Source organism: Citrobacter sp. Igbk 16 (genome assembly GCF_028069755.1).
Taxonomy (GTDB): domain Bacteria; phylum Pseudomonadota; class Gammaproteobacteria; order Enterobacterales; family Enterobacteriaceae; genus Citrobacter.
The window spans coordinates 1-22641 of record NZ_JANEWJ010000049.1 but is presented as its reverse complement, the minus strand read 5'-3'; the positions used below and the strand labels follow the sequence as shown (position 1 = coordinate 22641).

Annotated in this window: 23 protein-coding genes and 1 pseudogene; 7 read left to right on the top strand and 17 right to left on the bottom strand. The window is 53.0% G+C overall.

Annotated features, from left to right (window positions below; translation table 11 throughout):
• Both NNO03_RS21690 and NNO03_RS21685 read left to right on the top strand, forming a co-directional pair.
• Positions 1 to 111, top strand: a pseudogene (locus tag NNO03_RS21690) (integrase); the annotation flags it as partial.
• 252 nt (positions 112 to 363) lie between these two features.
• Entirely contained in the window at positions 364 to 1308 is a 945-nt protein-coding gene (locus NNO03_RS21685; protein ID WP_271450517.1) for a GIY-YIG nuclease family protein, read from the top strand.
• 436 nt (positions 1309 to 1744) lie between these two features.
• Here NNO03_RS21685 and NNO03_RS21680 read toward each other — a convergent pair whose 3' ends face one another.
• The 8 genes from NNO03_RS21680 to NNO03_RS21645 form a co-directional block, all read right to left on the bottom strand.
• A complete protein-coding gene (locus NNO03_RS21680) occupies positions 1745 to 2155 on the bottom strand; it encodes a hypothetical protein (RefSeq protein ID WP_271450516.1) in 411 nt (136 codons plus the stop codon).
• 271 nt (positions 2156 to 2426) lie between these two features.
• On the bottom strand, positions 2427 to 3059 hold the full coding sequence (locus NNO03_RS21675; protein ID WP_271450515.1) for a DUF4400 domain-containing protein: 633 nt from the start codon (positions 3057 to 3059) through the stop codon (positions 2427 to 2429).
• Positions 3056 to 5074, bottom strand: coding sequence for a type IV conjugative transfer system coupling protein TraD (gene traD, locus NNO03_RS21670; protein WP_271450514.1), 2019 nt, complete (start codon positions 5072 to 5074; stop codon positions 3056 to 3058). Before traD ends, NNO03_RS21675 begins: the two co-directional genes overlap by 4 nt.
• Positions 5071 to 5589 (bottom strand): transglycosylase SLT domain-containing protein, encoded by a 519-nt coding sequence (locus NNO03_RS21665; RefSeq protein ID WP_271450513.1) that lies wholly within the window; start codon positions 5587 to 5589, stop codon positions 5071 to 5073. Before NNO03_RS21665 ends, traD begins: the two co-directional genes overlap by 4 nt.
• The gene (locus NNO03_RS21660; RefSeq protein ID WP_271450512.1) at positions 5568 to 6242 is read right to left on the bottom strand and encodes a TIGR03759 family integrating conjugative element protein; all 675 of its coding nucleotides are present in this window, start codon (positions 6240 to 6242) and stop codon (positions 5568 to 5570) included. The genes NNO03_RS21665 and NNO03_RS21660 overlap by 22 nt, the downstream gene beginning before the upstream one ends.
• 3 nt (positions 6243 to 6245) lie before the next feature.
• Positions 6246 to 6905 carry a pilus assembly protein PilL gene (locus tag NNO03_RS21655; protein WP_271450511.1) on the bottom strand — a complete coding sequence of 220 codons (660 nt, stop codon included), beginning with the start codon at positions 6903 to 6905 and terminating at the stop codon, positions 6246 to 6248.
• 111 nt (positions 6906 to 7016) lie between these two features.
• Positions 7017 to 7400, bottom strand: a complete 384-nt coding sequence (locus NNO03_RS21650) for a hypothetical protein (protein WP_271450510.1) — start codon at positions 7398 to 7400, stop codon at positions 7017 to 7019.
• Between the two features lie 70 nt (positions 7401 to 7470).
• Positions 7471 to 7914, bottom strand: a complete 444-nt coding sequence (locus NNO03_RS21645; protein ID WP_271450509.1) for an STY4534 family ICE replication protein — start codon at positions 7912 to 7914, stop codon at positions 7471 to 7473.
• A gap of 387 nt (positions 7915 to 8301) precedes the next feature.
• Here NNO03_RS21645 and NNO03_RS21640 point away from each other — a divergent pair, with 387 nt between their 5' ends.
• Entirely contained in the window at positions 8302 to 8772 is a 471-nt protein-coding gene (locus NNO03_RS21640; protein WP_271450508.1) for an Hsp20 family protein, read from the top strand.
• 47 nt (positions 8773 to 8819) lie between these two features.
• Here NNO03_RS21640 and NNO03_RS21635 read toward each other — a convergent pair whose 3' ends face one another.
• From NNO03_RS21635 to NNO03_RS21600, 8 genes are all read right to left on the bottom strand, one after another.
• Positions 8820 to 10646 carry a DNA topoisomerase III gene (locus NNO03_RS21635; protein WP_271450507.1) on the bottom strand — a complete coding sequence of 609 codons (1827 nt, stop codon included), beginning with the start codon at positions 10644 to 10646 and terminating at the stop codon, positions 8820 to 8822.
• Between the two features lie 191 nt (positions 10647 to 10837).
• Positions 10838 to 11263, bottom strand: a complete 426-nt coding sequence (locus NNO03_RS21630; protein WP_271450506.1) for a DUF3158 family protein — start codon at positions 11261 to 11263, stop codon at positions 10838 to 10840.
• Entirely contained in the window at positions 11253 to 11864 is a 612-nt protein-coding gene (locus NNO03_RS21625; RefSeq protein ID WP_271450505.1) for a PFL_4669 family integrating conjugative element protein, read from the bottom strand. The genes NNO03_RS21630 and NNO03_RS21625 overlap by 11 nt, the downstream gene beginning before the upstream one ends.
• 159 nt (positions 11865 to 12023) lie before the next feature.
• Complete coding sequence (locus NNO03_RS21620; protein WP_271450504.1) at positions 12024 to 12863, bottom strand: STY4528 family pathogenicity island replication protein; 840 nt, start codon at positions 12861 to 12863, stop codon at positions 12024 to 12026.
• On the bottom strand, positions 12853 to 13410 hold the full coding sequence (locus tag NNO03_RS21615) for a DUF2857 domain-containing protein (protein ID WP_271450503.1): 558 nt from the start codon (positions 13408 to 13410) through the stop codon (positions 12853 to 12855). The genes NNO03_RS21620 and NNO03_RS21615 overlap by 11 nt, the downstream gene beginning before the upstream one ends.
• On the bottom strand, positions 13394 to 14785 hold the full coding sequence (locus NNO03_RS21610) for a ParB family protein (RefSeq protein WP_271450502.1): 1392 nt from the start codon (positions 14783 to 14785) through the stop codon (positions 13394 to 13396). Before NNO03_RS21610 ends, NNO03_RS21615 begins: the two co-directional genes overlap by 17 nt.
• 16 nt (positions 14786 to 14801) lie before the next feature.
• The gene (locus NNO03_RS21605) at positions 14802 to 14996 is read right to left on the bottom strand and encodes an AlpA family transcriptional regulator (protein ID WP_001561320.1); all 195 of its coding nucleotides are present in this window, start codon (positions 14994 to 14996) and stop codon (positions 14802 to 14804) included.
• A gap of 138 nt (positions 14997 to 15134) precedes the next feature.
• Complete coding sequence (locus NNO03_RS21600) at positions 15135 to 16025, bottom strand: hypothetical protein (RefSeq protein ID WP_271450501.1); 891 nt, start codon at positions 16023 to 16025, stop codon at positions 15135 to 15137.
• 399 nt (positions 16026 to 16424) lie between these two features.
• Here NNO03_RS21600 and dndB point away from each other — a divergent pair, with 399 nt between their 5' ends.
• The 4 genes from dndB to dndE are packed head-to-tail and all read left to right on the top strand — an operon-like array spanning position 16425 to position 21484.
• Positions 16425 to 17510 carry a DNA sulfur modification protein DndB gene (gene dndB, locus NNO03_RS21595; RefSeq protein WP_271450500.1) on the top strand — a complete coding sequence of 362 codons (1086 nt, stop codon included), beginning with the start codon at positions 16425 to 16427 and terminating at the stop codon, positions 17508 to 17510.
• On the top strand, positions 17507 to 19129 hold the full coding sequence (gene dndC / locus NNO03_RS21590) for a DNA phosphorothioation system sulfurtransferase DndC (RefSeq protein ID WP_271450499.1): 1623 nt from the start codon (positions 17507 to 17509) through the stop codon (positions 19127 to 19129). Before dndB ends, dndC begins: the two co-directional genes overlap by 4 nt.
• A 1-nt stretch (position 19130) precedes the next feature.
• Entirely contained in the window at positions 19131 to 21131 is a 2001-nt protein-coding gene (gene dndD / locus NNO03_RS21585; RefSeq protein ID WP_271450498.1) for a DNA sulfur modification protein DndD, read from the top strand.
• Positions 21131 to 21484 (top strand): DNA sulfur modification protein DndE, encoded by a 354-nt coding sequence (dndE, locus tag NNO03_RS21580; RefSeq protein WP_271450497.1) that lies wholly within the window; start codon positions 21131 to 21133, stop codon positions 21482 to 21484. Before dndD ends, dndE begins: the two co-directional genes overlap by 1 nt.
• A gap of 63 nt (positions 21485 to 21547) precedes the next feature.
• On the opposite strand, the gene NNO03_RS21575 is transcribed toward dndE, so the two are convergent.
• Positions 21548 to 22641: hypothetical protein (locus NNO03_RS21575; RefSeq protein ID WP_271450496.1), on the bottom strand; the 1094-nt coding region annotated here is incomplete at its 5' end.

Below are 22641 nucleotides of genomic sequence, written 5' to 3'. Positions count from 1 at the left end.
GTGTCAGAATATAACTGTGAACGCCCGCATGAATCACTGAACAATATGACGCCGGAGGAATATCGGCAACACAATCATTTGGCCGGGATCTCAAAAAATGCCTGGAACTAAAACGGGTCTATTTACACTATGAGCGAGGAGTGGACATTGCTAACAGTATTCTGTGTGAATCAACAGGGAGCAGGTCATGTTAATCAACACCGATATATTTTCTCCATGTGCACGTTCAAGTACATTGCGGCACTACACGATATAATCGCTAACGATGATAAGTATAATTATCTAAGTCTGTGCCCTTAGCTCTTGGATAAAATTGTTGAAGTTTCGCGAAAACAATGATAGACAAAAAAAGTAGCAATAATAATGGATTTAATTATGGAATGGAGATTTTTAGGTTCTATATCAGAGGCTCGGAAATCTGGCTGTAGCGGAGTCTATCTTATTGTCCATAAAGGACTTTTCAATCGTGTGGTTTACGTTGGGGTAAGTTGTAATGTAGGTAGAAGGATAAACGAGCATTATGATGGTTACCTGAGAGGAAACCGAACAATTTACGACGCGGGTCACGATGAAGACGTGTATCGCTTCATGTCAGCTTATAAAATTCATAACCACACAAAATACTATCAAGCCTTGGCGAAGGATTATAAGATATGGGCATCTACAACGTTGTATTCTGATTTGCCGAAAAACATGCTAGCAAAAAGCCAAACCTTTGATACTGACTGGCAGAGAATTGCATTAGAAAAATATATTCCTCAGCTGGTAGTATGGGCCCTTCCAATGGCAAACTACTGTTATTCAAATGCAAGCAGGATTGAAAGTGTAATCCAATCAAAGCTCATTAATTCTTTTGATTTGAGAGGTTTTTTTAATATGAAACAACTAAGCATATTGGGCAAAATTGAATATCCCTATATGGAAAAGGTCAAGGTTTTCATTATTGATACGCCTGATTTAGATCCGGCATCCCAGCTTATTTTTAGCAATCTATATAACAAAAAAACTGATGACAATTTCTGTAAAGAGTTCCGTTCACAGTTTAAAAACGAGATTTTTCAGAGGGAAAGTGAGATTCAGAGAAAGCGAACTATCAGGGAGCATAAGGTTTCTCATTATGAAAATTATGGCAAGCCTTGGACTTTAAAGGAAATGGAAAAACTTAGAGTCATGCTTGTCGATTTTGATTTGTCCCCGACAGAAATATCTACGTATCTAGGAAGAGAGCCTCGCTCTATCTCTAAAAAAATAAGCGAAAATGATAAAGTTACTGATTTTAAATGGCGAGAGAGCGTCGGCTGGTTGTGACGTTACGTTTTGATTGAAATAACCCCATTTTGCAAGGTATGTTCCTGGCACGCAACGGACATTGCTGACTGAGCTAAAGGTCTGCAGTGAGCGAAGCGGACTTTTGTCTATGTATGAAGAGAGAAGGAGATAGCAGATCGTATGAAAGCAGAGGAAATAAGTCCAGAGCGTGACGGCGAACTAACTCATAGAGTGGTCATGAATACGAAAAGTCGCCTGAAGAAGTGGGGCTACTTGGACTAATTGTCGGATATGGTTAAGTGATATCCCGGCTATCAACCGGAAATTGATTTATGCTTTCGCACCTACATTATCAACGTTCGTAAATTGTCTCGCTCGGGCGCATGTACATACCATCACTCAGATAAACGTCTTCGCCATCCTCAACACATAGGTCAGAATAAATATCGACCATGCCAGGTTCGACAATATTCGTCTAAATCCCATGAGCATCGAAGAGCTCAAAGAAGCGAGTGACCCATTCCTCGTTGACCTCATCTTGTATAGTTTTGCCGTGATCTATAGTAATGGAAAACATGGAGATGCATTTATTCTGAAAGCGGTCTACTTTATGCTCAGGTTGAAGATGATTTTCTTGGGCTAACATCTCAGCGACCGAAAAAAGGAGCTTCTGGTCTACTGGCAGCTTGTATCCAATAGTCACCTCACCCCCTATGCGAATTCTCTCTTCGGGCCTCGTTGGTGTCTGCACTTCAAAAGAATTACCATCGTCATTTTGAGCTAAAAAACGGACGTAAACCGTGTCTCCACGGACTAACATCCAATCCTTTCCATGTTTTGGTTTCATTGCTTTAACTATATGCGGTTGTAATGCTGACATGCTCATGATGTTGGATACCGAAAAGAAAAACAGGAAAGAGATTATACCGACTGGAGTGTTTTTTTATAGCTCCGCTACTCTTGGCGAGCATCATAGAAAATGACGCTTCAAGCCAACGCCCGCTCCTGGCACGAAACAGCCTGTCAACTTAGCTCAGACTTGATCTAATTCAGTCGATAGATTTACAGCGATTCCTGTTGGTGGAAAAGATCGTCTCTCAGCAAATCGATAAAATTAGACTCTGTGGTTGAAAATGGGAAAGTTAGTATTGAGCGGTTTATAACCAGCGCTTAAAGCTACCTGCCGCCATCCATACCGTTATCCCAGACCATAAAGCGGCAGGCAGTAAAACCAGCATCGCGGGTAGAGATAACGGCTGCGCCAGATAAAACACCCAAAGTGTTGCTGCGACTGAACTGCCGGACCTGATGACATAGCGGTGCATAAAAACGGATTCCAGCCCGGAGCCAAAGCGCCTCAGATCCCGTCGCACCATACCTTCTGTTAGCCCGGTTATCGCACATAGGCAAAGCAGGGGGAGCATGGCGGCAAGCCATACCAGGCGCTGCATAAAACTCACCAGCGTATAAGCCAGGGCGATGAACGGTTTCTGCAGGAGCCTGTTGGCTATAAGTACGCGAGTTGCCCCTTTTTCCAGCAGCACCAGAATTTCATTCCCCAGAGGGTGCGGCTGCAACGCAATAACCAGTTCAGTATGCTCCTGCTTCATCACCTGAAAAACATGCCTGTCCGCCTCCTGCGGCCACCAGAAATACAGCCCCGCCAGTTCCAGCACTACCCGTAGCACCAGCGCGCCAATAACCAGCCCGATGAGCCGCCCGGTCAGCGACAGCAGCCAGCCAATTGGTCCCTGTGGTGGGCGTGACGGAGGCGTTCGCTGCTCACTCATTCCACCTGCCCCTGCTGGCGCGCCTGCATCCACGCCGCCAGTTGCGCGACGGACTCCGGCAGCGGGCAGTGTTTATCCGCCACGGGCAGTGGCAGACGAATTTTCCACAACTGCCCACCTTCGAGCAGGGCAAAGGCTTGGCCTTTGGGAAGCTGGATCAGCGCGGCGGTATCCAGCAGCGGTACATTACTGGAGGTCACCTGTTCACGGGTGTTGCTGGTAAAGTTGTTGATGCCGCCCGGCGTGTCGGTGACGCCGGAGCTGACCTGGCGGCTACGCACTTCGACCTGTGACAGTTGCTTCGTCAGCAGTTCGGCGGTGGCGGTTTCGCGCACCCGCAGCATAATCAGGTTGTTAAAGTTGCCGACCACTTGGCCTGCCTTTGGTGCACTACCGATGCGGGCCTGAATATCGCTCAGCGTCTGCGTGTAGGCAGTGACTTGGATGCCCGCGCCGCCGCCCTTGTTGACCAGAGGAATAAACTCGTCGCCCATCAGTTCGTTAAACTCATCGCAGTGGAGGTTGATGGGCGGCAGTTTTTCGCTGTTGCTGGGTAATCCTTCGTTGAGACCAAACTTGTAGAGATGCCCGGCGACGCTCACCAGATCGGCAAACATTGAATTGCCGACGGCGGCAGCGACCACCGCATCGGAGAGTGCGTCTAGCCCGACATAGACCACCGCCTTCTGGCGGATCGCCTGCTGCCAGTCGAGGATCGGACGCGTGTCGTCCAGATCGTGATAGTCCGGGGCGAGCAGGGCGGCGAGCGTGCCGGTGGTCAGCTTTTCCAGCAGCGGCAAAAGCGAGGCGACAATCTTGTCGAAGTAGGTTTTGTCATAGCGCACCGCTGAGAGCAGGCCGTCGAGGATCGGATCGTATAATTTCTCTGCGTTGAGGTACTGCTCCAGCGCCACCACGTGAGGCTCGCGGCCCAGCATATGGCGCGGCGTGTTTTTGTCGTTAACGCGCTCCGCCAGTTGCGCCACCACTTCCCACGCCCGCGCGTTGTGACGCGGCAGCACGATGCGGGCATAGTCGATAAACAGGGCGTCGATATTGACGACGTGGCGGGAAATTAACTGATAGTCGGGACGCTGGCCGAGCGCCACCAGGGCGCGGGCGATGATGTTGACAAAGCGCCAGGCGAACTCGCGAAAGGCCGCCGAGTTGCCTTCGCCGGAAAGCTGTCCGGTGAGGCGCGACGCCACTTCCGAAATACGGCCAAAGCGACCGATGGCGTTGTAGCGGGCGGAGATTTCCGGGTAGGCCAGATGGAACAGGATAAAGCGGTCGCCGCATCCGGCGCGCTGCGCTTCTGTCCACAGACGCTTCAACAGATCCGCGTCGCCTTTCGGATCGAAAACGATCACTACCTCGCCACGGCGGATGTCCTGAGTCGCAAGCAGTTCCGCCAGCCGGGTTTTGCCGACGCGGGTGGTGCCGAGCACCAGCGTGTGGCCGGGGCGTTCACTGAGCGGCAGGGTGACGTCGCACTCTTTAAGTTCCACCCCATGCAACCACGGATTGCCGCCGACGGGTGGCAGCGGACGTACGGGATTCAGCCAGTGGTCGATACTGAGCAGATGGGCAAGATTGGGAAGGGGATGTTCGCTGCGTTTTTCGATGTGCCTTGCCAGACGGTAGCACCATCCGGGGCGCAGCCAGTGTGCAGCTTCCGGTTGCAGGCAGTCGTACAAACGTTGGGTGTGGATAGGCTGCCAGCGAAAGCCTTTACCGAGAAACAGCCTCTGGCGGCTGACCGGGATTTTTCTGCTGGTGAGCGCGTAGCGCGGCAGGCGCAGGAGGTTGCGGTGGTAGCGCACGATGTGCCAGCCCTGCCAGCCACGCCGCAGGGCCAGCAGCAGCAGGGCTCCGGCCATCAGGCGTGCTTGCCACGACGTGAGCATCAGCAGCGGGGCCTGCATCAGGCAGATTAATGCACCACAGCCAGCGGTGACGGTGCTGTAAAATTCCACGGGCGGGCGAAGCAGCGCCTCCAGCGCGTAACGGCTCATGGCGGAGCGGCCTGTTGCAGGTGGCGGCTGACCAGCTTGCGGTAGCGTGCAGCGGGCGCGCCGCCAGCGGGACGATGATAGCGGGCGGCGGCATTGAGCCAGCTTCCGGGACGTTCATCGTAGCGCTGACGCAGCAATTGCGCGGTGAGCGACAGGTTTTGCAGGGGATGCAGGGCGTCGCAGGGAGAGTCAAAATATGCCCGGTGCCAGCCGATATTGATCTGCCCGAGCCCCACGTCAATGCGCTTCGGGCTGGTGTGGCGGATGGCGGCCAGCAGCGCCTGACAGGCCTGCTCCCGGCTGGCGTAGCGGTAGCCGGTACCTTTGATATTGAGCGTCCACGGCCACGGGCGATGTTTGCCACTCAGGTTCGCCCCGCTTTCGGTCTGTGTGACGGCCCACAGCAGTTCCGGCGGTACGCGGAAATGCTCTGCGGCGCGCAGATAAGCCTCTGGCAGAGGCTGCGCCAGCACCAGACAGGGCAGCAGCAGGATCAGGGCAGGACCACGCGCCATTGCTCCCCCTTACGTTCCAGCGCCACCGGGATTTTGCTCTGGCCCAGCAGCAGCCAGCGGCCCGCGTCGTGGTTAAGCGTGATGTTGTGCTCACTCACTAGTTTTGTGTCGATGCCATGCGCCATCGCCCAGCGGCGCACCCGGTTATCATCACCTTCGCTGTTGACCAGCCAGATATCCAGCGGACGCTGCTGCGCCAGCAGGGTACGTAGCAGGCTGTCGCAGGGCGGGCAGTCATCTTTAACGAACAGCGAAACGCGGGAAGTGCTGGCGGAGGTGGTTTTCAGCGGCGTCAGGCCCGGATACAGACGTTGCCAGGCCGCGTCATAGGCGCGCTGGAAGGCGAGCTCCTTTTCCAGCCGTTGGTACTCCTGCCTGACCAGCAGTTCGGCGAAGCGCTGGCGCTCGCTATCTGTTTCAGCTTCGACGCCCAGTGTGGTCAGCGGGTCGAGCCCCGGCGACCAGACGCCGCGCGCCTGCTGTTTCAGCGTGAGATAGCGCTGCCACTCCTCTGGCGTGACGCCCCAGACGGTGGCCTGTTGCTGCGTGGTCAGCGGTTGCAGGGCTGACCCCGCGTTCTGGCTGGTCTGCACCTGAAGCGGTTGCGCCCACACGCTGGCGGTGAACAGTAGCAGGGGTATAAAGCGCTTCATCGCTTACTCCGGCATCTTCAGCGTCAGATGGCGTTTGCCGTGACGGAATACTGCCCGACGCTCATCAAACCGTTCCAGCCGCCAGCCATGCCACTGTTCTCCCCTGCGTAACCACACCACCTGATGGAGGTAAACGGCTTCGGGTGGCACAACCACTGCCAGGCGGATATCACCGCGCTGTAGGGGCCCGGCGAGAAAAAACGGGGCCGCTAACGGCCCCAAAGGGCGAAGGGACACGGGATGACGGTAAGCCAACGTTGGGGAGAGGGAATGGTCGCTGGTAAAGCAGACTTCGCGGCGGTTTTCATCGGTGGTCATCCGCCATGCCGGGCCAACCAGCAGTTGCAGGGCGGCTTTCAGGCGCAACGGGCCGGTGTGGTACTGGCTCAGCGGTACCGGGAGCCCATAAAGCTGCGCCCGGCGCGCATCGGCGAGACACAAAGACCAGCCGCTGTCGCGCAGCAGGTATTGCAACGCTTCCCCTACCGTCGGGTGAAAACCGGGCGGAACGGCCAGGGCGGTAAGCTGTTCGAGTGGCGGCTGTTGCGGTGACGTGCTGACCAACAGATAGCGGTCGTAGCTGACGACTTCTGGCGTGGCAGGCGAGGCGGCGGCCACGCCGTTGAAAATGAACAGGAGCAGGGCTATCAGCAGTCGTTTCATCGCATCCTCCACGGTGCTTTTACAGGAGCGTGCTGGATGAAAGGGAAAGGGACTACCGACAACTGTTTGCACCGTCAAAAAATAGCGCCCGGTTCCGGGCACAAAATCAGATCAGTAAGGGAATCTTTCCCCCATCAGCCCCAGCGTGGCGGCGATGGGGATGCCCTGCTCAGAAAAATAAACGCGTAACGTCAGCCTGACGGTTTGCTGCTGCGTACTGCCGTTGGTTTTCTGCGACAGCACCGAGCGGTAATCGATACGAATGGTGCGTTGCGGCGGTTGGTGGGCAACAAACGCTACCACCGCCGCCATTTCAACACCTTGCAGTAACTCTTTCCTGGCGTTTTCATCCCGGCCTTCCAGACAGTGTTTGTGGGCCGGAAGGGTAATGGCCAGATCCAGCGGCAAGCCAGCGGCCAGCGCTTCGTCATTGAGGTTAAACAGGTCGCCTCGGTCCAGGGCTTCTGTGCGTGAACTGGATACGGTATTCATCATGCGTCTCTCCGGTAAAAGGCCGGGGAAACGCCCCGGCGGGGAATTTCCCCGGCAGGGTGAATGCTGTGTGTCAGAACTGCGGTACAGGCTCTGCTGGCGGTGTGGCTGGCGCTGGCTGGGATTCAGCTTCGCGTTCTGCCCGGTAAACCTCTTCACCGTCAATTTTGATGAGCCCGATGTGCAGCAGATGGGCTTTCAGGCTGACGCCGGTTTCGCCTTTACGGTCGCCTTTGCTGTAGACAAAGGTGTCGGCATACAGATCGCCGAGGCGGAACTGGATCAGCACCTTGCGTTTCTGCTCGCAGGCCTCGATACAGCGGCGCACCAGTTTTTGCGCTTCCTTACCGCTGACGCGGCAGTCGAACCAGGTGTGCTCCGCGTTGCTGGCTTCGCCCCGTAGTGCGGCAATGTCGCAGCACAGGAACGGTTCACCTTTTTTCGGGGTCACTTCCCGGATCCGGTTGAGGTAGCCCAGACCGCTGGTGTACAGGTTAAAGTAATGGGTATCGTTCATGGTGGTATCTCCGTGTTGAAAGGTGCGGAGGCCCCATGCGCGGGGATGCCCCGCTTCGGGTTTGGCTCATTGACTGCAAGGCCTCTGAGTTACTGGCAGTACGGGCATTCCGCGCTGTGCGCCTCCGCGTTTCAGGAATGCATGGCGGACTTTGGTGATAACGACATTACAGCAACAGCTTTCGGGGTGAGAGGACAGCGAGATTTGTTACCGGTGGCTGAATAATTTCCGTGACAGTCTGGGAGGATAATATGTGATTTTCATCACAAAATTGCGCTTCGGTGAGTTGAAATATTGTGCAGTAACCTCATATAGAAAGCGGGTAAGGAACACCTGCCCACAAGACATGAACTTTTTGAATATTCTTTTTTACTGTTCAGGAGGTACATGATGACTCTCAGAACTTTTCCCGTGTTGCACGATCTCTCCGACTCTCTGTTTGCGGACCGTTTTAACCGTATTGATCGCCTCTTTAGCCAGCTAACCGGCAGTACGCCGTTGCCCTCCACGCCTTCTTACAATATCCGGCGGCTGGGCGATAACCGCTATGAACTGACGCTCAGCGTGCCGGGCTGGAAAGAGAGCGAACTGGAAATTGAAACCGTCGGCGGTCAGCTGAACATCAGCGGTAAACGTGAAGAGGAGAAAACCGAAAACGGCGAAGAAGGATGGATCCACCGGGGTATAAGCCGCAGCGACTTCCGGGCCAGCTATAGTCTGCCGGAGCATGTGAAAGTGACCGGCGCTTCGCTGGAAAACGGCTTGCTGGCGATTGAATTACACCAGGATATCCCGGAAGAAGAGAAACCACAGCGCATCGCTATCAACAACAACCCGGCGATTGAACACAAGTCGTAATCGTTGACTGACGTTGTTTTCACGCCCGGCAAACGCCGGGCGTTTTGCTAACCTAATGGGGCGCTTTTCTGGCTTCTGACTATTTGAGCCGTGAGCGCTGTGACGGCCTCTTGCTGCTGCACCAGAAACGCCTCCAGCCCCATTTTCCCCGTCGCGATGTCATCCAGCATCTGCTCCCATAGCGCAGTGGTGCCTGGATCTTTCAGCGTTTCCGGCAGGGCGTCAATCAGCGTGCTGGCGGTATCCGTTGCCAGCAGAAAGCGTCGCTGCTTAATCAGATAACCGCGCTTAAGGAGCGTCTGGATAATCCCGGCGCGGGTGGCTTCGGTGCCAATACCGGCGTTCTCTTTCAGCCGCTGTTTCAGGCGCTCATCGTTGACAAAACGGGCGGCATTTTTCATCGCGGCAACCAGCGTCCCTTCCGTGTAGTGCTCCGGCGGCTGGGTCTGGCGGGCGCGCACGTCCACCTGTTCCACCTCGCAGGTTTGTCCCTGTTGCAGGGCGGGAAGTGCCTGCGTTTCTTCCGGTGAGTGCGTTGCCATCTCGCGCAAAAACAGTTGTCGCCAGCCACTGACAATCACGACTGAGCCATGGGCAGTCAGCGTTTCCCCGGCGCAGTTCAGGCGCAGGTCGGTTTTGTCCACCTCATGGTCCGGCAGAAACTGCGCCAGAAAATGACTGCGTACCAGGCCGTAGACCTTGCGCTCACTGTTGCTTAGCTGCGTCAGATCCACCGTTTTACGAGTCGGGATGATGCCGTGGTGAGCGGTGATTTTGCTGTCGTCCCACAGTCGGGAGCGTTGTTGCAAATTCAGTTGCGTGGCGAGAGGCTGGAGTGAGGCGTCGCTGGCGACCAGCGCCGCCAGAACCTGTGGTGCTTCATCGTGCATGGAAAGCGGCAGATAACCGCAGTCGGTGCGCGGATAGGTGGTAGCTTTATGGGTCTCATACAGGCGCTGGGCGATATCCAGTACTTCCTGCGCGCCCATACCCCACTGTTTTGAGCAGGCCTGCTGCAGGGCGCTGAGGGTGAAGGCCTGCGGTGGCGGCGTTTTCTCCCGTCGGGTGGTCACATCCAGCACCAGCGCAGTTCCAGCCTGTTGCAGGCGAGCAGTGGCGTCGCGGGCGGCGGATTCGCGGATGCAGCGCCCTTCATCGTCGCAGTACGCACCATCGGGTTGCCACTGTGCAAGGAAAGATGCTCCTTCAGCATGCAGTCGGGCATCTACCCGCCACCAGGGGCGGGGAGTGAAACGAGCGATCTCCCGGTCGCGCTCCACCACCAGGCGTAAGGTTGGCGTCTGCACCCGGCCCACGGAGAGCACGCCCTTGTTCCGCCGGTTCATCAGCGTGCAGGCACGGGTCATGTTGATGCCGACCAGCCAGTCGGCGCGGGCGCGTGCCAGTCCAGCCTGATACAGCGGATACGTACTGTCACCGGATCGCTTCGCAGCAAGCGCCTTGTGGATACTGGCGTCATCCAGTGCCGACAGCCACAGCCGCTGGACCGGACCGCGCCAGCGGCATTGTTCCAGAATTTCACGGGCGATGGTTTCGCCTTCGCGATCGGCGTCGGTGGCAATCACCACTGCATCCGCCTGTTTCAGCAGCTTTTCGATGATGCGGAACTGCTTGCGCACCTCCGGGCGGATCACCAGCCGCCATGCCGGGGGAATAAACGGCAGATGCTCTGCCCGCCAGTGTTTCAGCGCCGGATCATAATCCTCCGGCGCGGCCATGCTCAGCAGATGGCCGAAGCACCAGGTGATAGTCACGGTATCGTTATGCAGGTAGCCGTCGCTGCGGTTACGGGCGTCAAGAATGCGGGCGATATCGCGCGCCTGAGAGGGTTTTTCGCACAGGTAAAGTTGCATGGGCTGTCTCCGGTGAAAGGGAGTTCAGCATGGTGTGCCGGAGGGATGAGGCGACAGGGGAAACTGGAGGGAGAAGGTAAAAATTGCACCTTAAAACGCGCATTAAGCGGATAGTGCCTGCTTTTAGGTGCATGAGATGGGTTTAAAATTTTCGCTAAAGTGACACTCAGGGTTTAACTTTGCGCAAAATTTTAAACCAGCGTGGTTAACAGTTGTATCCGCCGCAGCATAAACATCACCACCGAAAGCTGCGTATTCAGCACCTGCCGCCGCCATTCAAGGGCCATCAGCGCGTCGCGCAGTTCATCGGTCACGTCAGGCTGTTGAATGGCCTCTTGCAACGCCACGCTCCCCGAACGGTTGTTGTCCAGATTGCGCCAGCGCAGATAGCTCACACCGGAGCGTGCCGGGTTGCTGCACAGGATCAGCGGTACGTTACGCCCCGGCAGTTCATATACCGCCTGTTTCAGCACCGGCTGGCGTTGTTGCAGTTGCATGCGCAGCGCCTGTAATTCCTGCACCAGCGCTCGCAGTTCTCCCTTACCCTTAAAGGCCTTTAAAAGGCCCTTTAGCGAGCTTTTGCGGGCGGAGCGTTCATCATCATCGTCATTGAACATCGCGCTGTATCTCCGCAAGCATCTTTTTGGGCAAATTCCCGAGCTTATGCGCCATCGTCTGCGCCAGCGGACTGTTCGCCCGCACGTCAGCGCGGGTCACGCCAGTGGTGCGAAAGCGGTTCACGAAGCTGAACACCTGGAGCATCAGGCGTGGGATAGTGGCAATGAAATCGCGCTTCTCCGCCTGGGTGATAAGACCGAGATGCCAGGCAAGCAGGGTTCGGCGGACCAGCAGATCGTAATCAATCAACTGTTGCAGCAGGCGCGAACCGGGCGGTGAGAACAGCGCCAGCGGCAGGATGAATTCGGTCGGGGACGGGTTACTGACCTGCGTGGTGTGGATAGCGCCCGGCAGGCTGGCGAAAGCTTGGTCCAGCCGACGATTTTTTTGCTTCAGCAGGTGCGCGATCAGATTCAGGCGGATGCGCAGTTGCCTCAGCCAGTGGGCGGCCCACGGATCGTCGGCCTCTTCGGCGCGCAGCAGACGCCTGAGTAACGCCAGACAGAGCAGCATGCCAGTGGGATGCGCCTGCCACAGCCGGGCGGCGACGCGGGTGTGCAGGGTGATGCGGATATCGCTGAACAGGGTTGTGCCAGGCATCGGAAATTCTCCATGGATTCAGATGCCAGCAGTGTCGGTCCGCGCAATCAGTCAGGCGACGGGAAACCCATCTGGTTCGCAGAAAGTTAATTTCGCCGATGAATGAGGTTTGATTGATAGCTGGTACACAGGCTTTATGCGGTGCGCATAAAATCCGGGCTATCTGCGCCTGCGCCGAAGCTGATTGAACTCGCCCCGCCTGGCTTTCTCCAGCGTTGCCAGCAGATAGGCGAGGGGGCGGTGGATATCGTGGGCGGCGATCCGCCACAGGCAGTCGTCCAGCACCTGTTGGCAGAGAGCGGGATCCAGATTGCGCATCGCGCGTTCGGCGGCGCGGCGCTCGCTGGCGCTGAAGGGATTATCCACAGGCCAGTGCAGGTCTGGCGTACGCTTTTGATGTTTATTGTTTAAATCTGTACCAGTATGTACGCAATGCGGTTCCGGCTGCCCGCCAGCCCCCGCCACATCACTGAGTCTTCGATTAAGACCAGGGGCGGTCTTCAATGGAGACTCAGTGCAGGTTCGTCCACTGTCCACAGGTTGTTGCAGGGTAAGCAGTAACCCGATGGCAATGGTGCGGATACGCCGGTTGCGGTGGCGGGAACAGGCCGTAAGCAGCGCCAGATATTCGCTGTCCATCCGGCAGGCATCAGCATGAGTCAGTGGCGCATCATGCAGGGCGTAGAGGTTGCCGGTGATCCTGCCGCTTTGCTCGTCGCGCAGTCGCTGGCACAGGCTCAGCCAGCGGGTGATCCGCAACATCATCAGCGCGTTGCTGACGGTACTGCGCGAGGCCTTCTCGCCCTCAGGCTGGTCAGAGAGCCAGCCCTGCAGGTCGTTGTAGGAGGGAAAGACGCCGCTGCCGTCGTCGCGGGCGTGCAGGCGCAGCAGTTGCCACGTGAACTTGTCGCGCGGGGAGAGGTTGCGCGCCAGCAGCAGGCGCTTTGGCACGCTCTGCTGCGGATTGCCGAGAAACAGCAGCCGATCGTCACTCTTCATGCAGCAGCTTCTCCTGAGTCCACTGGCGCAGCAGGTTCCAGATAACCGTCAGCGACAGATCGTGTTCGCGGGCCATTGCCATCATGGCGGTCAGCGCTTCGGGTGAGTCGAGCTTGTTCACGCCCGTCTTCTGCCACTCATTCCATACCAGCGTTTCCACCTGCTCATCCGGAGCATTGTTGCGCCCTTGCCGAACAAACAGGCCAATCAGCCGCCGCCGGGCGCAGACTTCCGGCGTGGAAAGACCAAAGTAGTGGTTGATGAACTCGATGGATGCGCCCAGCGACAGGGCTTCCTCCAGACGCTGCTGGAACAGCCGCTCCTGCTCCATCCTCGCCAGCATCCGGCCCAGCATCTCGTGGTCAATGTGGGTGGTGATGAACTGCACCGCGCTGTTGCTGAGAAACAGGATGTCGTCGGCGGTGAGCTGCGTCAGCTCGCACAGCTCCTGCGGGCTGAAGCCGAGCGATTCGCAGTAGCGGATCTGTCCCTCCTTCAGCGCCTGGACGATGTGGGTGAGCACTGCCTGGTTAACTGAGGGCGTCATGGCGAACCTCCCGCAGCCGCCGCTGGCGGCACAGGCTGATAAGCTGCATCAGTTGCTGGATCTGAGTGTTGTCGTAGTCCGGCGACAGCAACAATTCGAGGGCAGGCATCGGTGTGCTGGTGTTGCCATTCAGGGCTGCCAGCACCTGGTAACAGCTCTGTGCCGCCGAATGGGGAAAATCGTGGCAGGGCGCGAGGGTGAAACCGGCCGGAGCGCTGTCGTCCGGCTGGATACAGGTGTCCAGCCCCCAGTTGGCGAACAGCGACCGGGCCGTATGCACCAGCGGTGAGGGCTTTGGCTCGCCGGGCACAGCGGGTTCAGTCGGTGGCTCAGGCTCTGGTAGTGGTGTTTTTTCCGCTTCCGGCGGTGGCGGCCAGAGGACCTTTTCGACCGGGGGCCCCAGCAGCGCCTGCCGCTTGCTCTGTCCATCGGTCAGTTCCGCCAGCAACGTATTCCAGCTCATGCCGCTGCGACAGCTCATGCCGCTGCGACAGCTCATGCCGCTGCGACAGCTCATGCCGCTGCGACAGCTCATGCCGCTGCGACAGCTCATGCCGCTGCGACAGCTCATGCCGCTGCGACAGCTCATCTCGCCGAGCAGTTCGTCCTGCACCAGTTGCGGTACCACGGCTTCCGGCTCGCCGTTGAAGGTGGCGAGGGCGGTGCTGAACAGGTCGGCAAATTCTGGCTGGCGTTCCAGCGGCATCAGCTTTGCCCAGACCTGTTCCGCCGCGCTGCGTAGCGCCAGCAGGCGATCGATAACCTTACGGGTGAGGCCGCCGTATAGCGCGTTAGGGATGCAGGGCAGCAGCCAGTCGACGGTCTGTAACATCCGGCTGATTTGCGACTGGCTGACGGGATAGCCGTCGCGGGTCAGTTGCTCCGCCAGCGCCAGCTGCGTCGGGCATTCAATGCCTGCCTCGAGGTAAAGATCGCGCAGGTGCAGGACTCCTTCCGCCCGTTCGATAAACATCAATCCGTTATGCAGGTTGCTTTCGGCCAGATGGCCGATCAGGCACTGTACTTCGCCCTGCTGAGGTAACAGTGTTTCCGGCCACGGTCTGAACGGCCAGCAGACGCGGTGGTAACGCTCATCCTGTGTCTCCTGCCACAGTTCATTAAGGATGGCGAGGCGCGTATTCCCGCCGCTGGCGAGCATATATTTTTCATCACCGGGGCGACGGGTCAACACCGGCGGGTTATCCAGCCCGCGGGCGAGAATTGACGCTTTCAGTACGTCATAGCCGGGGTTGCGGTTGACGCGGGGATTGAGAGAGAACGGCTGGATTTGCTCCAGACTGACCTGGACCATCTCCTGTTCTCCGATATTGCTGGCACCGTGAAGCCAGCGGTTGAGCAGGTGTGAAGCGCACATAATCTTCCTCCGGCATTCAGACATCGCGGGTAAGTCGGATGCGTTGGTGGATCCACGCGTCCACCTCGCTTTCCAGCCAGGCGACGTGGCGGCTATTGAGTCGGATGGACGGCGGAAACTGTTGCAGCTGTATTTGCCGGTAAATCCACGATTTACCGAAGCCGATTTTGTCTTCCACCTGGCGTAAGCGTAAAAATCTGTCGCTATTCATAACCATTCCTCCTGTGTCCAGATTCGTTCACATCAGCACGATGGGCGTGGTTATCAAAGCAGCAGCGTCCCTGCCAGGCAGTAAAAATCCTTATCTGGGTTAGTGAGAGTTGTTAGTTGAAAGTCTTAGTTGATCGCGTTACGGCGGTGCGCCGCGCTGGAGTGCGGTTTTCAACGTTTCGGGGCTCAGCGGCAGGTGCATACCTTCCTCACGCGCCCAGCATTCGAAAATGTTCAGCAGTTTGTAGGGATGCTCCAGCATTTCATCGTTCAGTTGCGGGTTGTGCTTGCAGGCCAGCCACAGCAAACGGGAAAGCGCGGAGGTGATCCGCTCCTTTGATTCTGGTTGATGACGGGTCAGGAAGGCTTCGAGATGAGTGCGGCGGATGACGAACAGTGCGTCAGGAGGCAGCGTGTCCTGCAGGTAGCAGACGGACAGACTGAGCCGGGATTTCAGGTCATTGCGCCCATTGCCATACAGCTGGCCAATCAGCAGATGCAGCTCTTCCTGGAGGTTGTTCTGCGTGGCGAGCAGTTCCAGTAAAAGCTCCCGCAACGATTTGCGGCAACAGAGTTGGTAGTAGCTGTCGTTCTCATCGCAGACCACAATGCCAATCTGATTGCAGCAGTGGGTATCATTGGGGCAAGGATGATTCAGCGTCTGCGCCAGTTGCTGGTGGAGCAATAGACGTTCAAGGCCGATTAACGGCAAATTCCACAGATGGCTGGTGGTCAGTTGCAGAGTAGGATCGCGTCTGCACGGCGGAGAGTTCGCCATCACTTTACGGTTACCGGGTTTGTTGCACTGCGAAGGCGGAAAGGGCGGCTTGCTGAATCGGCAGGCAAAGCGGCAAGGGGGATTGAGTGGTCTCAGAAGTACGGGAGAAGGGAAGTAGACCGAGAGTAGCAGATCGCCATGCAGGGCATGGCGGATCAGGTCGGCGGGCAGCAACGTGATGTTGTGCTGCCGGATGACTTCTGCGGCCTCGTCCAGCGTCAGCCACTCCTGGCGGATTTTGTGTGGGGGCATGGGGTTTTCCTTTTTGTGTTGTGGGTTGTGTTTGCGTTGTATGCATTGAAAGTTTGGTATATGAGAGGCGAATGGTTTAGTGGATTGTTTGTGTTGCGATAACTTTTTCAGACACATTTTGCTGAAATAGGCACCTCGGGTTTTTTTATCGTGTTGTTTTTAATAAGCATACTTTTTTTTACGACCTTTAGCAGCAACGTGATTGATGCAACAGTTAACGGGGAAGAAAGTGTAGGGCAATGGGGGATATGGTCTGCAAAGATACTGCGTTATGATTATTGATATGTCTAAACTGGAAGCTTGTACGCAAAAAATCACGTAAAAAAACTGTAAATCGTAACACATCTTACGTAAAATATCACGTTACCGAACTCACTCGATATTTATACGGATTACTGTATGGCTAGTGTTGATGCAGATTACTGCTACTCGTTTCCGGCTATACGTGGCATTCAGGCTGGTCGCCCTTTCTATATCGCCACATGCCCGATGCGTATCATCCCGAAAATATTCAGTTTTGATGAAAATGATGTGCCACCGGAATTACGCGCTCAGCGCACGCTAAATAAATCGCGCATTCCCGAGATGGTACGTTATTTGTTGGAAAACCCTAAAGATTATGTGTTTTCAGCTCTGACGGCTTCCATTGCCGTAGACGTTCAATTTGATGAGTTTCCAGGTTCTAACAACCTGGGGACGTTGTGCGTACCAATGGATGCGCAAATTCTAATCAATGATGGACAACATCGCCGTAAAGCGATTGAAGACGCTTTAGACGCTCGACCGGAGCTGGGCCAGGATAATATCCCGGTGTTGTTCTTTGTCGATGAAGGCTTAAAGCGTAGCCAGCAGATGTTCGCCGATCTGAATAAATACGCCATTCGCCCCAGCCCATCGCTGGCGTCGCTATACGATCATCGCGATGCCTGTTCGAATCTGGCGCGTTATCTGGCAATGTCAGTAGAGCCGTTTGTTGGGATGACGGAACTGGAAAAATCTGGCATTAGCCAGCGGTCGAATAAACTATTTACGTTGAGCAGCATTAAGCAAGCTACTCGCGCATTGTTGGGCAAAGATCCCAAAGAGGATAACTTTGAGGAATGCACCCACATTGCTACCCAATATTGGCTGGCTATTTTTAGTGTAATGCCTGATTGGCAATTAGCGGCTAAAAAGGAAGTTTCACCGGTTCAGTTGCGACAAGATTATGTTCACGCTCATGGCATTGGATTGCAGGCACTTGGGCAACTGGGATATACCCTGCTGACGGATTATCCTGAGCAATGGCCGGAGAAAATAGCCGCGCTCAAAACATTTAACTGGCGTAGAAACAATCCGGACCTCATCAAGCGTGCGATGCAACATGGCAAGCTGAGTAAAACCAGTACCGCGATCCAGTTAACTTGCAATGCGCTAAAAACCGCACTCTCAATTCCCCTCACTCCTGAAGAACAGGAGCTTGAAGCTCAAATGGTTGTCTCATGAGTAAATTAGTTCAGGCCTATGATTTGGCCGAATACGAAGATTTTATTAATCAGGAACAGTTCGCTGGACGACCTCTGGCCGAATATGTTGCTGAGGTTCAACGAATTTATTGTGCGGATAAGCGTCCGTGGGTGATTGGCTACAGCGGTGGGAAAGATTCTTCCGCTGTGATCACGCTGGTGTATCTGGCCTTGCTCGGCCTGCCCCCGGAAATGCGCAGCAAAGATGTTTTTGTGGTGTCGTCCGATACGCTGGTCGAAACGCCGGTAGTCGTGGATCTGATTAAGAAAACGATGTTGCAGATTGAGGCGGGAGCGAAGCGTAACGGCTTGCCGATCACTCAACACGCGGTAACGCCTAAAACGAATGAAACCTTCTGGGTCAATTTGCTGGGGAAAGGTTATCCGGCTCCAACTCGTAGTTTCCGTTGGTGCACTGAGCGCATGAAAATCAATCCGGTGAGTGACTTTATTAAAGATAAGGTCAGCCAGTTTGATGAAGTCATCGTCGTACTTGGTTCGCGCAGTAGTGAAAGTGCTTCTCGTGCGCAGGTGATCGCAAAGCACAAGATTGATGGATCACGCCTTGCCCGGCATACCACGCTGGCAAATGCATTCATCTATACCCCCATTGATACCTGGGATGTAGAAGATGTCTGGAAGCTGCTGCGGGGCGCGTTCCGCTATGCCCCTGAAGATATCGACGAGTGGGAAAGCCCGTGGGGTGGAAACAACCGTCCTCTGTGGACGTTGTATATGGATTCTTCCGCACAGGGTGAATGCCCGCTGGTAATTGATGATAGTACCCCTTCCTGCGGCAACTCGCGTTTTGGCTGTTGGACCTGTACCGTTGTCACTAAAGATAAGGCTATGGAAAGCCTGATTAAAAACGGTGAAGAATGGATGTCTCCGTTGCTGAAATATCGTGATCTGCTGGCATTTACCACCGATCCGGTGAATAAAGACACGTTTCGAAACTATAAGCGCCGTACTGGTAAGGTGAGCTATCAGTACGCTAAAGAAAGTGATGAGCCGGGGGCTGAGCGTAAGCATGTTCCTGGTCCTTACTGGCTAAAATACCGTCAGCAATGGCTCAAAGAATTGCTGGAGATAGAGCGCGATTTGAATGCTCAAGGCCATACCATTACGTTAATTACCAAACCAGAGCTACATGCGATTCGTCAGGAGTGGTTGAAAGATCCTAATGAACCAGACTGGTATGACACGCTGCCGGGTATTTACCGTGAAGTGTATCAACAGGATTTAGACTGGGTGGTGGACGATCAGTCGCGCTTTGATGCCAGCGATGCAGATCTGTTGGTGCAGATAGCGCAGGGATTTAACGTTGTGCCTGAAATGGTGATGAAACTCATCGAGCTGGAAGTTTCAATGGAAGGCTTAAGCCGTCGTCAGGGCATTTTTGACAAACTTGGCACGATTTTAAAGCAGGACTGGGGCACTCTCGAAGAAATTGAACAACAACAGGTCACTCTGCAAAAACGAGTTGAACGAGATATTCATCAGGAAGAACTTACAAAGCTGGAAGCTGAACTTCAGGTTTTACAGCGCAGAATTGTTGATGCCAGTGAATCCTCGTTACTGATTGGGGAGGAGAAATAACGTGCTCATTAAACAACTGGTATTACATAATTTTCGGGTATTTAACGGTACACATACCATTGATCTGGCACCCAGAAAGCGTCCGCACGATTTGAATCCACGACCTATTGTGCTGTTTGGTGGTTTAAACGGCGCAGGGAAAACGTCTATCCTGTCGGCGATCCGCATAGCGTTGTATGGACGACTGGCGTTTGGGCTAGCGACTCAACAGCAAGAGTATATCGAACAACTCAGCGCATTGATTCATAACGGCGCGTACTATATTGAGCAGCCGGAAGAAGCATCTGTAGAACTGACGTTTACCTATAATAAAGGCGGTCATGAGGCCGAATTTACCGTTACGCGCACCTGGAAAAAGGGGAAGAGGGACCGCCTTTCTCTGCAACAGGATGGGCAGCCACTCAGTGAGCTGGATTACGAGCAGTGCCAGGGATTTCTAAATGAGTTAATTCCGCATGGCATTGCTGATTTGTTCTTTTTCGATGGCGAGAAAATTGCAGAACTTGCTGAGGACGAATCCGGTAATATTTTACGTACTGCCGTTCGACGCTTATTGGGGCTGGATCTCATCTCTAAACTGCGTAACGATTTAATGATTTTTGTTAAGCGTCAGCAATCCAGCCAGCTAGCAAGTTCTCAGCAACAACAGATTGCAGAGCTTGAAAAACAGAGTAAAGAATTAGCCTGCCAGACAGAAGCACTGCTGGAAAGCGCCGATTTTGCCAAATCGCGGATTGAGTTTCTGTCTAAAGATATAACCCGTTATGAAGGCTTGCTAAATGCTCAGGGGGGCGCTTTTGCCCAGACTAAAGCGCAGGAAAAACAGAAAGTCGAAACGCTGCTAAAAGATAAAGAACATCTGGAAAAAGCACTGAGACAAGAATGCGATGGCTCGCTACCTTATGCGCTTGCGCCCACTATTTTGTCTCGTTTGCTGCAACAAATTGCTGATGAAACGCAGATTAAACAGGCAAAAAGCTTTGAAAAAGAGCTGAGCCAGTTTTTAACGCAACTCAGAAATGATATTGCATTTCGTTCTGCGGGGACTGGCAAAATAGCAGCTGAAGCGATTACCGATAATCTAAAAGATTATATGGCAACGAAACCAAAAGGTGATTTGCTCTTTGACATCTCTGAGCGTGAAGCTGGAATGCTTCAACAGTCTATTGAGATAGATAGTAAAAGAGCATGGCAGCGTTTTGAGCTCTATCGCACACAGTTATCTGAGATTGAACAACAGTTAGAACAAGCGGCTGCTAATATTGCCCGCGCTCCTGAAGATGATCAGCTGATGGATCTCTTTGAGAAATTACGTGACCTAGATAGGCAGCGCGAAGCCCAATTGCAGAAATATAGGTCATTGCTGGAAGATGCTAAACGCACGAAACAGCAGCAACTGGATTGTGTTCGCCAGATTCAAAAAGCGCATGATGCCGCTCGTTATCAGCACAGTTATAGCAGTGCGTTTAAGAATGCTCAGGAAACGATAAACTTACTCGATCGCTACAGTGATGTATTAACCCAGGCTCGAGTTAAAACGCTGTCTACAAATTTTGAGCTTGCTTACCGTAAGTTGGCTCGTAAAGAGGATTTACAACTTAGTGCGCATATCAATCCTCAAACGTTTGATGTTGAATTAATTGATGAGAATGGCTCAGTAATTAACCGTAAGTTACTTTCTGCTGGTGAAAAACAGATTTATGCAATTGCTATTCTTGAGGCGCTGGCGAAAACCTCTGGCCGTGATTTACCAGTGATCATTGATACACCATTGGGTCGTCTGGACTCTCAACATCGAGATAAATTGATTAATCACTACTTCCCTGAAGCCAGTCATCAAGTTGTGTTGCTTTCTACCGATACTGAAGTAGATGAACGTTATTTTGTTGATCAGTTGCGTGATGATATCTCTCATGCTTATGAGATTGTGTTTAATGCACATACTAAATCATCAACGCTGAAACCTGGTTATTTTTGGGAATTAACTAAGGAGGCTATCTGATGCTCCCGAATCGAATGGCGCTTAGTCGTCAGACTGAAGAACAGCTTAAAAAGCTTAAAGGGTATACTGGGATTACACCCAATATTGCTTCCCGGCTAGCATTTTTCCGCTCGGTGGAGAGTGAGTTTCGTTATTCTCCTGAGCGAGATAGTCGGAAGTTAGATGGCTCGTTGGTGCTGGATAAAATTACATGGCTGGGGGAAACACTACAAGCCACAGAATTGGTATTGAAGATGCTTTACCCGCAGATACCACAGAAGGACATGATTAAGGTTTGGGCGGCACATGTTGAGGATGGTATATCTGGGGTGAGGAACTATCGAAATCTTAAAGACTTTACTTTAGGAATATAATGCTTACATAAGGTATAGGATTGTAATCTTCCTATACCTTATCTGTTTAATGGAAGTTATACACTATTCTAAAAATAATAAATCTTTGCCATCGAACAGCATTTTTTTGTTAAGGTTTTCATCTAACGGTATTCCCTCTAACTCCATTTCCTTTGCAAGCAAATCAATCTCCTCTCTCGTTAGGTGATAACAAGAGTTAAAGATGCAAAAAATGAATTTATTAACAAGGTTTTTATTTTCCGAATACCAAATAGAAAATATATAATTAAATAATGTTTCTTCATTAACATTAAGATAATTAGCCAATTGCATGAATCTATCATGATGATCTAAAGATCCACATTGTTCATAATATTGTAATAGATCATCAGGTTTAGTGCCTAAAAGCAGAGCTACGTTATCGACTCCTTTAGATAAAACATTCCATAGTTCCTGTTCTGGGTTTAATCCATCAATTGATGGTAAAGAAACTACGGGGATTTGTTTCCCTATAAGTTTCGCTATTTTATCACGCATATCTGCATCAAACACAGCTAATAAATCAAAATTAATTTCTTTATGAGGGTTAAAATGTTTTACTACTTTTTCGATATCTGACTCACCATCCTGAAAACTAACTATATGATAATCATAAGCAATATCAGAAGCAGCACGATTCAACATGCCTTTAAGAAACATATATGAAAACTTGTCCTCAACAATGAAAATGCCTTTCTTTCTAGGCTTGATACCTAACGCTGTAAAATATTTTCTTTCATGTTTTGGGGAAACTACGCTAATACCAACGTTACTAACATTCGAAATTAGCCTTGCATTTTTAATACCTACTTTACTTAAAATTGTTTCAGAGTGACTAGAGAGCAAAATCCAAATGCCTCGTTGCGAGGACACATGCGCAAGGTAATCCATCAAATACTCTTGGCTATATACTGATATACAATTTTCAATTTCATCAATAAGTAGGATTGAATTTTTTTCTATCCAGTTTATAAACCAAAAAATATACATGCACAAATACTCACCGGACCCCATTTCAAGGCAGGAGTATTCTACACCATCCGGAAGAGTGACTTTGATGAATGGAAATGTATAGTCATCATCAAGAGCCCCCTCAACTTCATAAAATTCTATTTTAGAATAAACTCTACCAATAATAT

Bases quoted from the DNA above. Each gene is read 5' to 3' on its own strand.
- NNO03_RS21655 (WP_271450511.1), bottom strand. From the start codon at position 6,905: ATGAAACGACTGCTGATAGCCCTGCTCCTGTTCATTTTCAACGGCGTG.
- dndE (WP_271450497.1), top strand. From the start codon at position 21,131: ATGCTCCCGAATCGAATGGCGCTTAGTCGTCAGACTGAAGAACAGCTT.
- NNO03_RS21620 (WP_271450504.1), bottom strand. From the start codon at position 12,863: ATGAAGAGTGACGATCGGCTGCTGTTTCTCGGCAATCCGCAGCAGAGC.
- NNO03_RS21605 (WP_001561320.1), bottom strand. From the start codon at position 14,996: ATGAATAGCGACAGATTTTTACGCTTACGCCAGGTGGAAGACAAAATC.
- NNO03_RS21610 (WP_271450502.1), bottom strand. From the start codon at position 14,785: ATGTGCGCTTCACACCTGCTCAACCGCTGGCTTCACGGTGCCAGCAAT.
- NNO03_RS21665 (WP_271450513.1), bottom strand. From the start codon at position 5,589: ATGGCGCGTGGTCCTGCCCTGATCCTGCTGCTGCCCTGTCTGGTGCTG.
- NNO03_RS21650 (WP_271450510.1), bottom strand. From the start codon at position 7,400: ATGATGAATACCGTATCCAGTTCACGCACAGAAGCCCTGGACCGAGGC.
- NNO03_RS21645 (WP_271450509.1), bottom strand. From the start codon at position 7,914: ATGAACGATACCCATTACTTTAACCTGTACACCAGCGGTCTGGGCTAC.
- NNO03_RS21660 (WP_271450512.1), bottom strand. From the start codon at position 6,242: ATGAAGCGCTTTATACCCCTGCTACTGTTCACCGCCAGCGTGTGGGCG.
- NNO03_RS21675 (WP_271450515.1), bottom strand. From the start codon at position 3,059: ATGAGTGAGCAGCGAACGCCTCCGTCACGCCCACCACAGGGACCAATT.
- traD (WP_271450514.1), bottom strand. From the start codon at position 5,074: ATGAGCCGTTACGCGCTGGAGGCGCTGCTTCGCCCGCCCGTGGAATTT.
- NNO03_RS21685 (WP_271450517.1), top strand. From the start codon at position 364: ATGGATTTAATTATGGAATGGAGATTTTTAGGTTCTATATCAGAGGCT.
- NNO03_RS21600 (WP_271450501.1), bottom strand. From the start codon at position 16,025: ATGCCCCCACACAAAATCCGCCAGGAGTGGCTGACGCTGGACGAGGCC.
- NNO03_RS21630 (WP_271450506.1), bottom strand. From the start codon at position 11,263: ATGTTCAATGACGATGATGATGAACGCTCCGCCCGCAAAAGCTCGCTA.
- NNO03_RS21625 (WP_271450505.1), bottom strand. From the start codon at position 11,864: ATGCCTGGCACAACCCTGTTCAGCGATATCCGCATCACCCTGCACACC.
- NNO03_RS21615 (WP_271450503.1), bottom strand. From the start codon at position 13,410: ATGACGCCCTCAGTTAACCAGGCAGTGCTCACCCACATCGTCCAGGCG.
- NNO03_RS21635 (WP_271450507.1), bottom strand. From the start codon at position 10,646: ATGCAACTTTACCTGTGCGAAAAACCCTCTCAGGCGCGCGATATCGCC.
- NNO03_RS21680 (WP_271450516.1), bottom strand. From the start codon at position 2,155: ATGAGCATGTCAGCATTACAACCGCATATAGTTAAAGCAATGAAACCA.
- dndB (WP_271450500.1), top strand. From the start codon at position 16,425: ATGGCTAGTGTTGATGCAGATTACTGCTACTCGTTTCCGGCTATACGT.
- NNO03_RS21640 (WP_271450508.1), top strand. From the start codon at position 8,302: ATGATGACTCTCAGAACTTTTCCCGTGTTGCACGATCTCTCCGACTCT.
- dndC (WP_271450499.1), top strand. From the start codon at position 17,507: ATGAGTAAATTAGTTCAGGCCTATGATTTGGCCGAATACGAAGATTTT.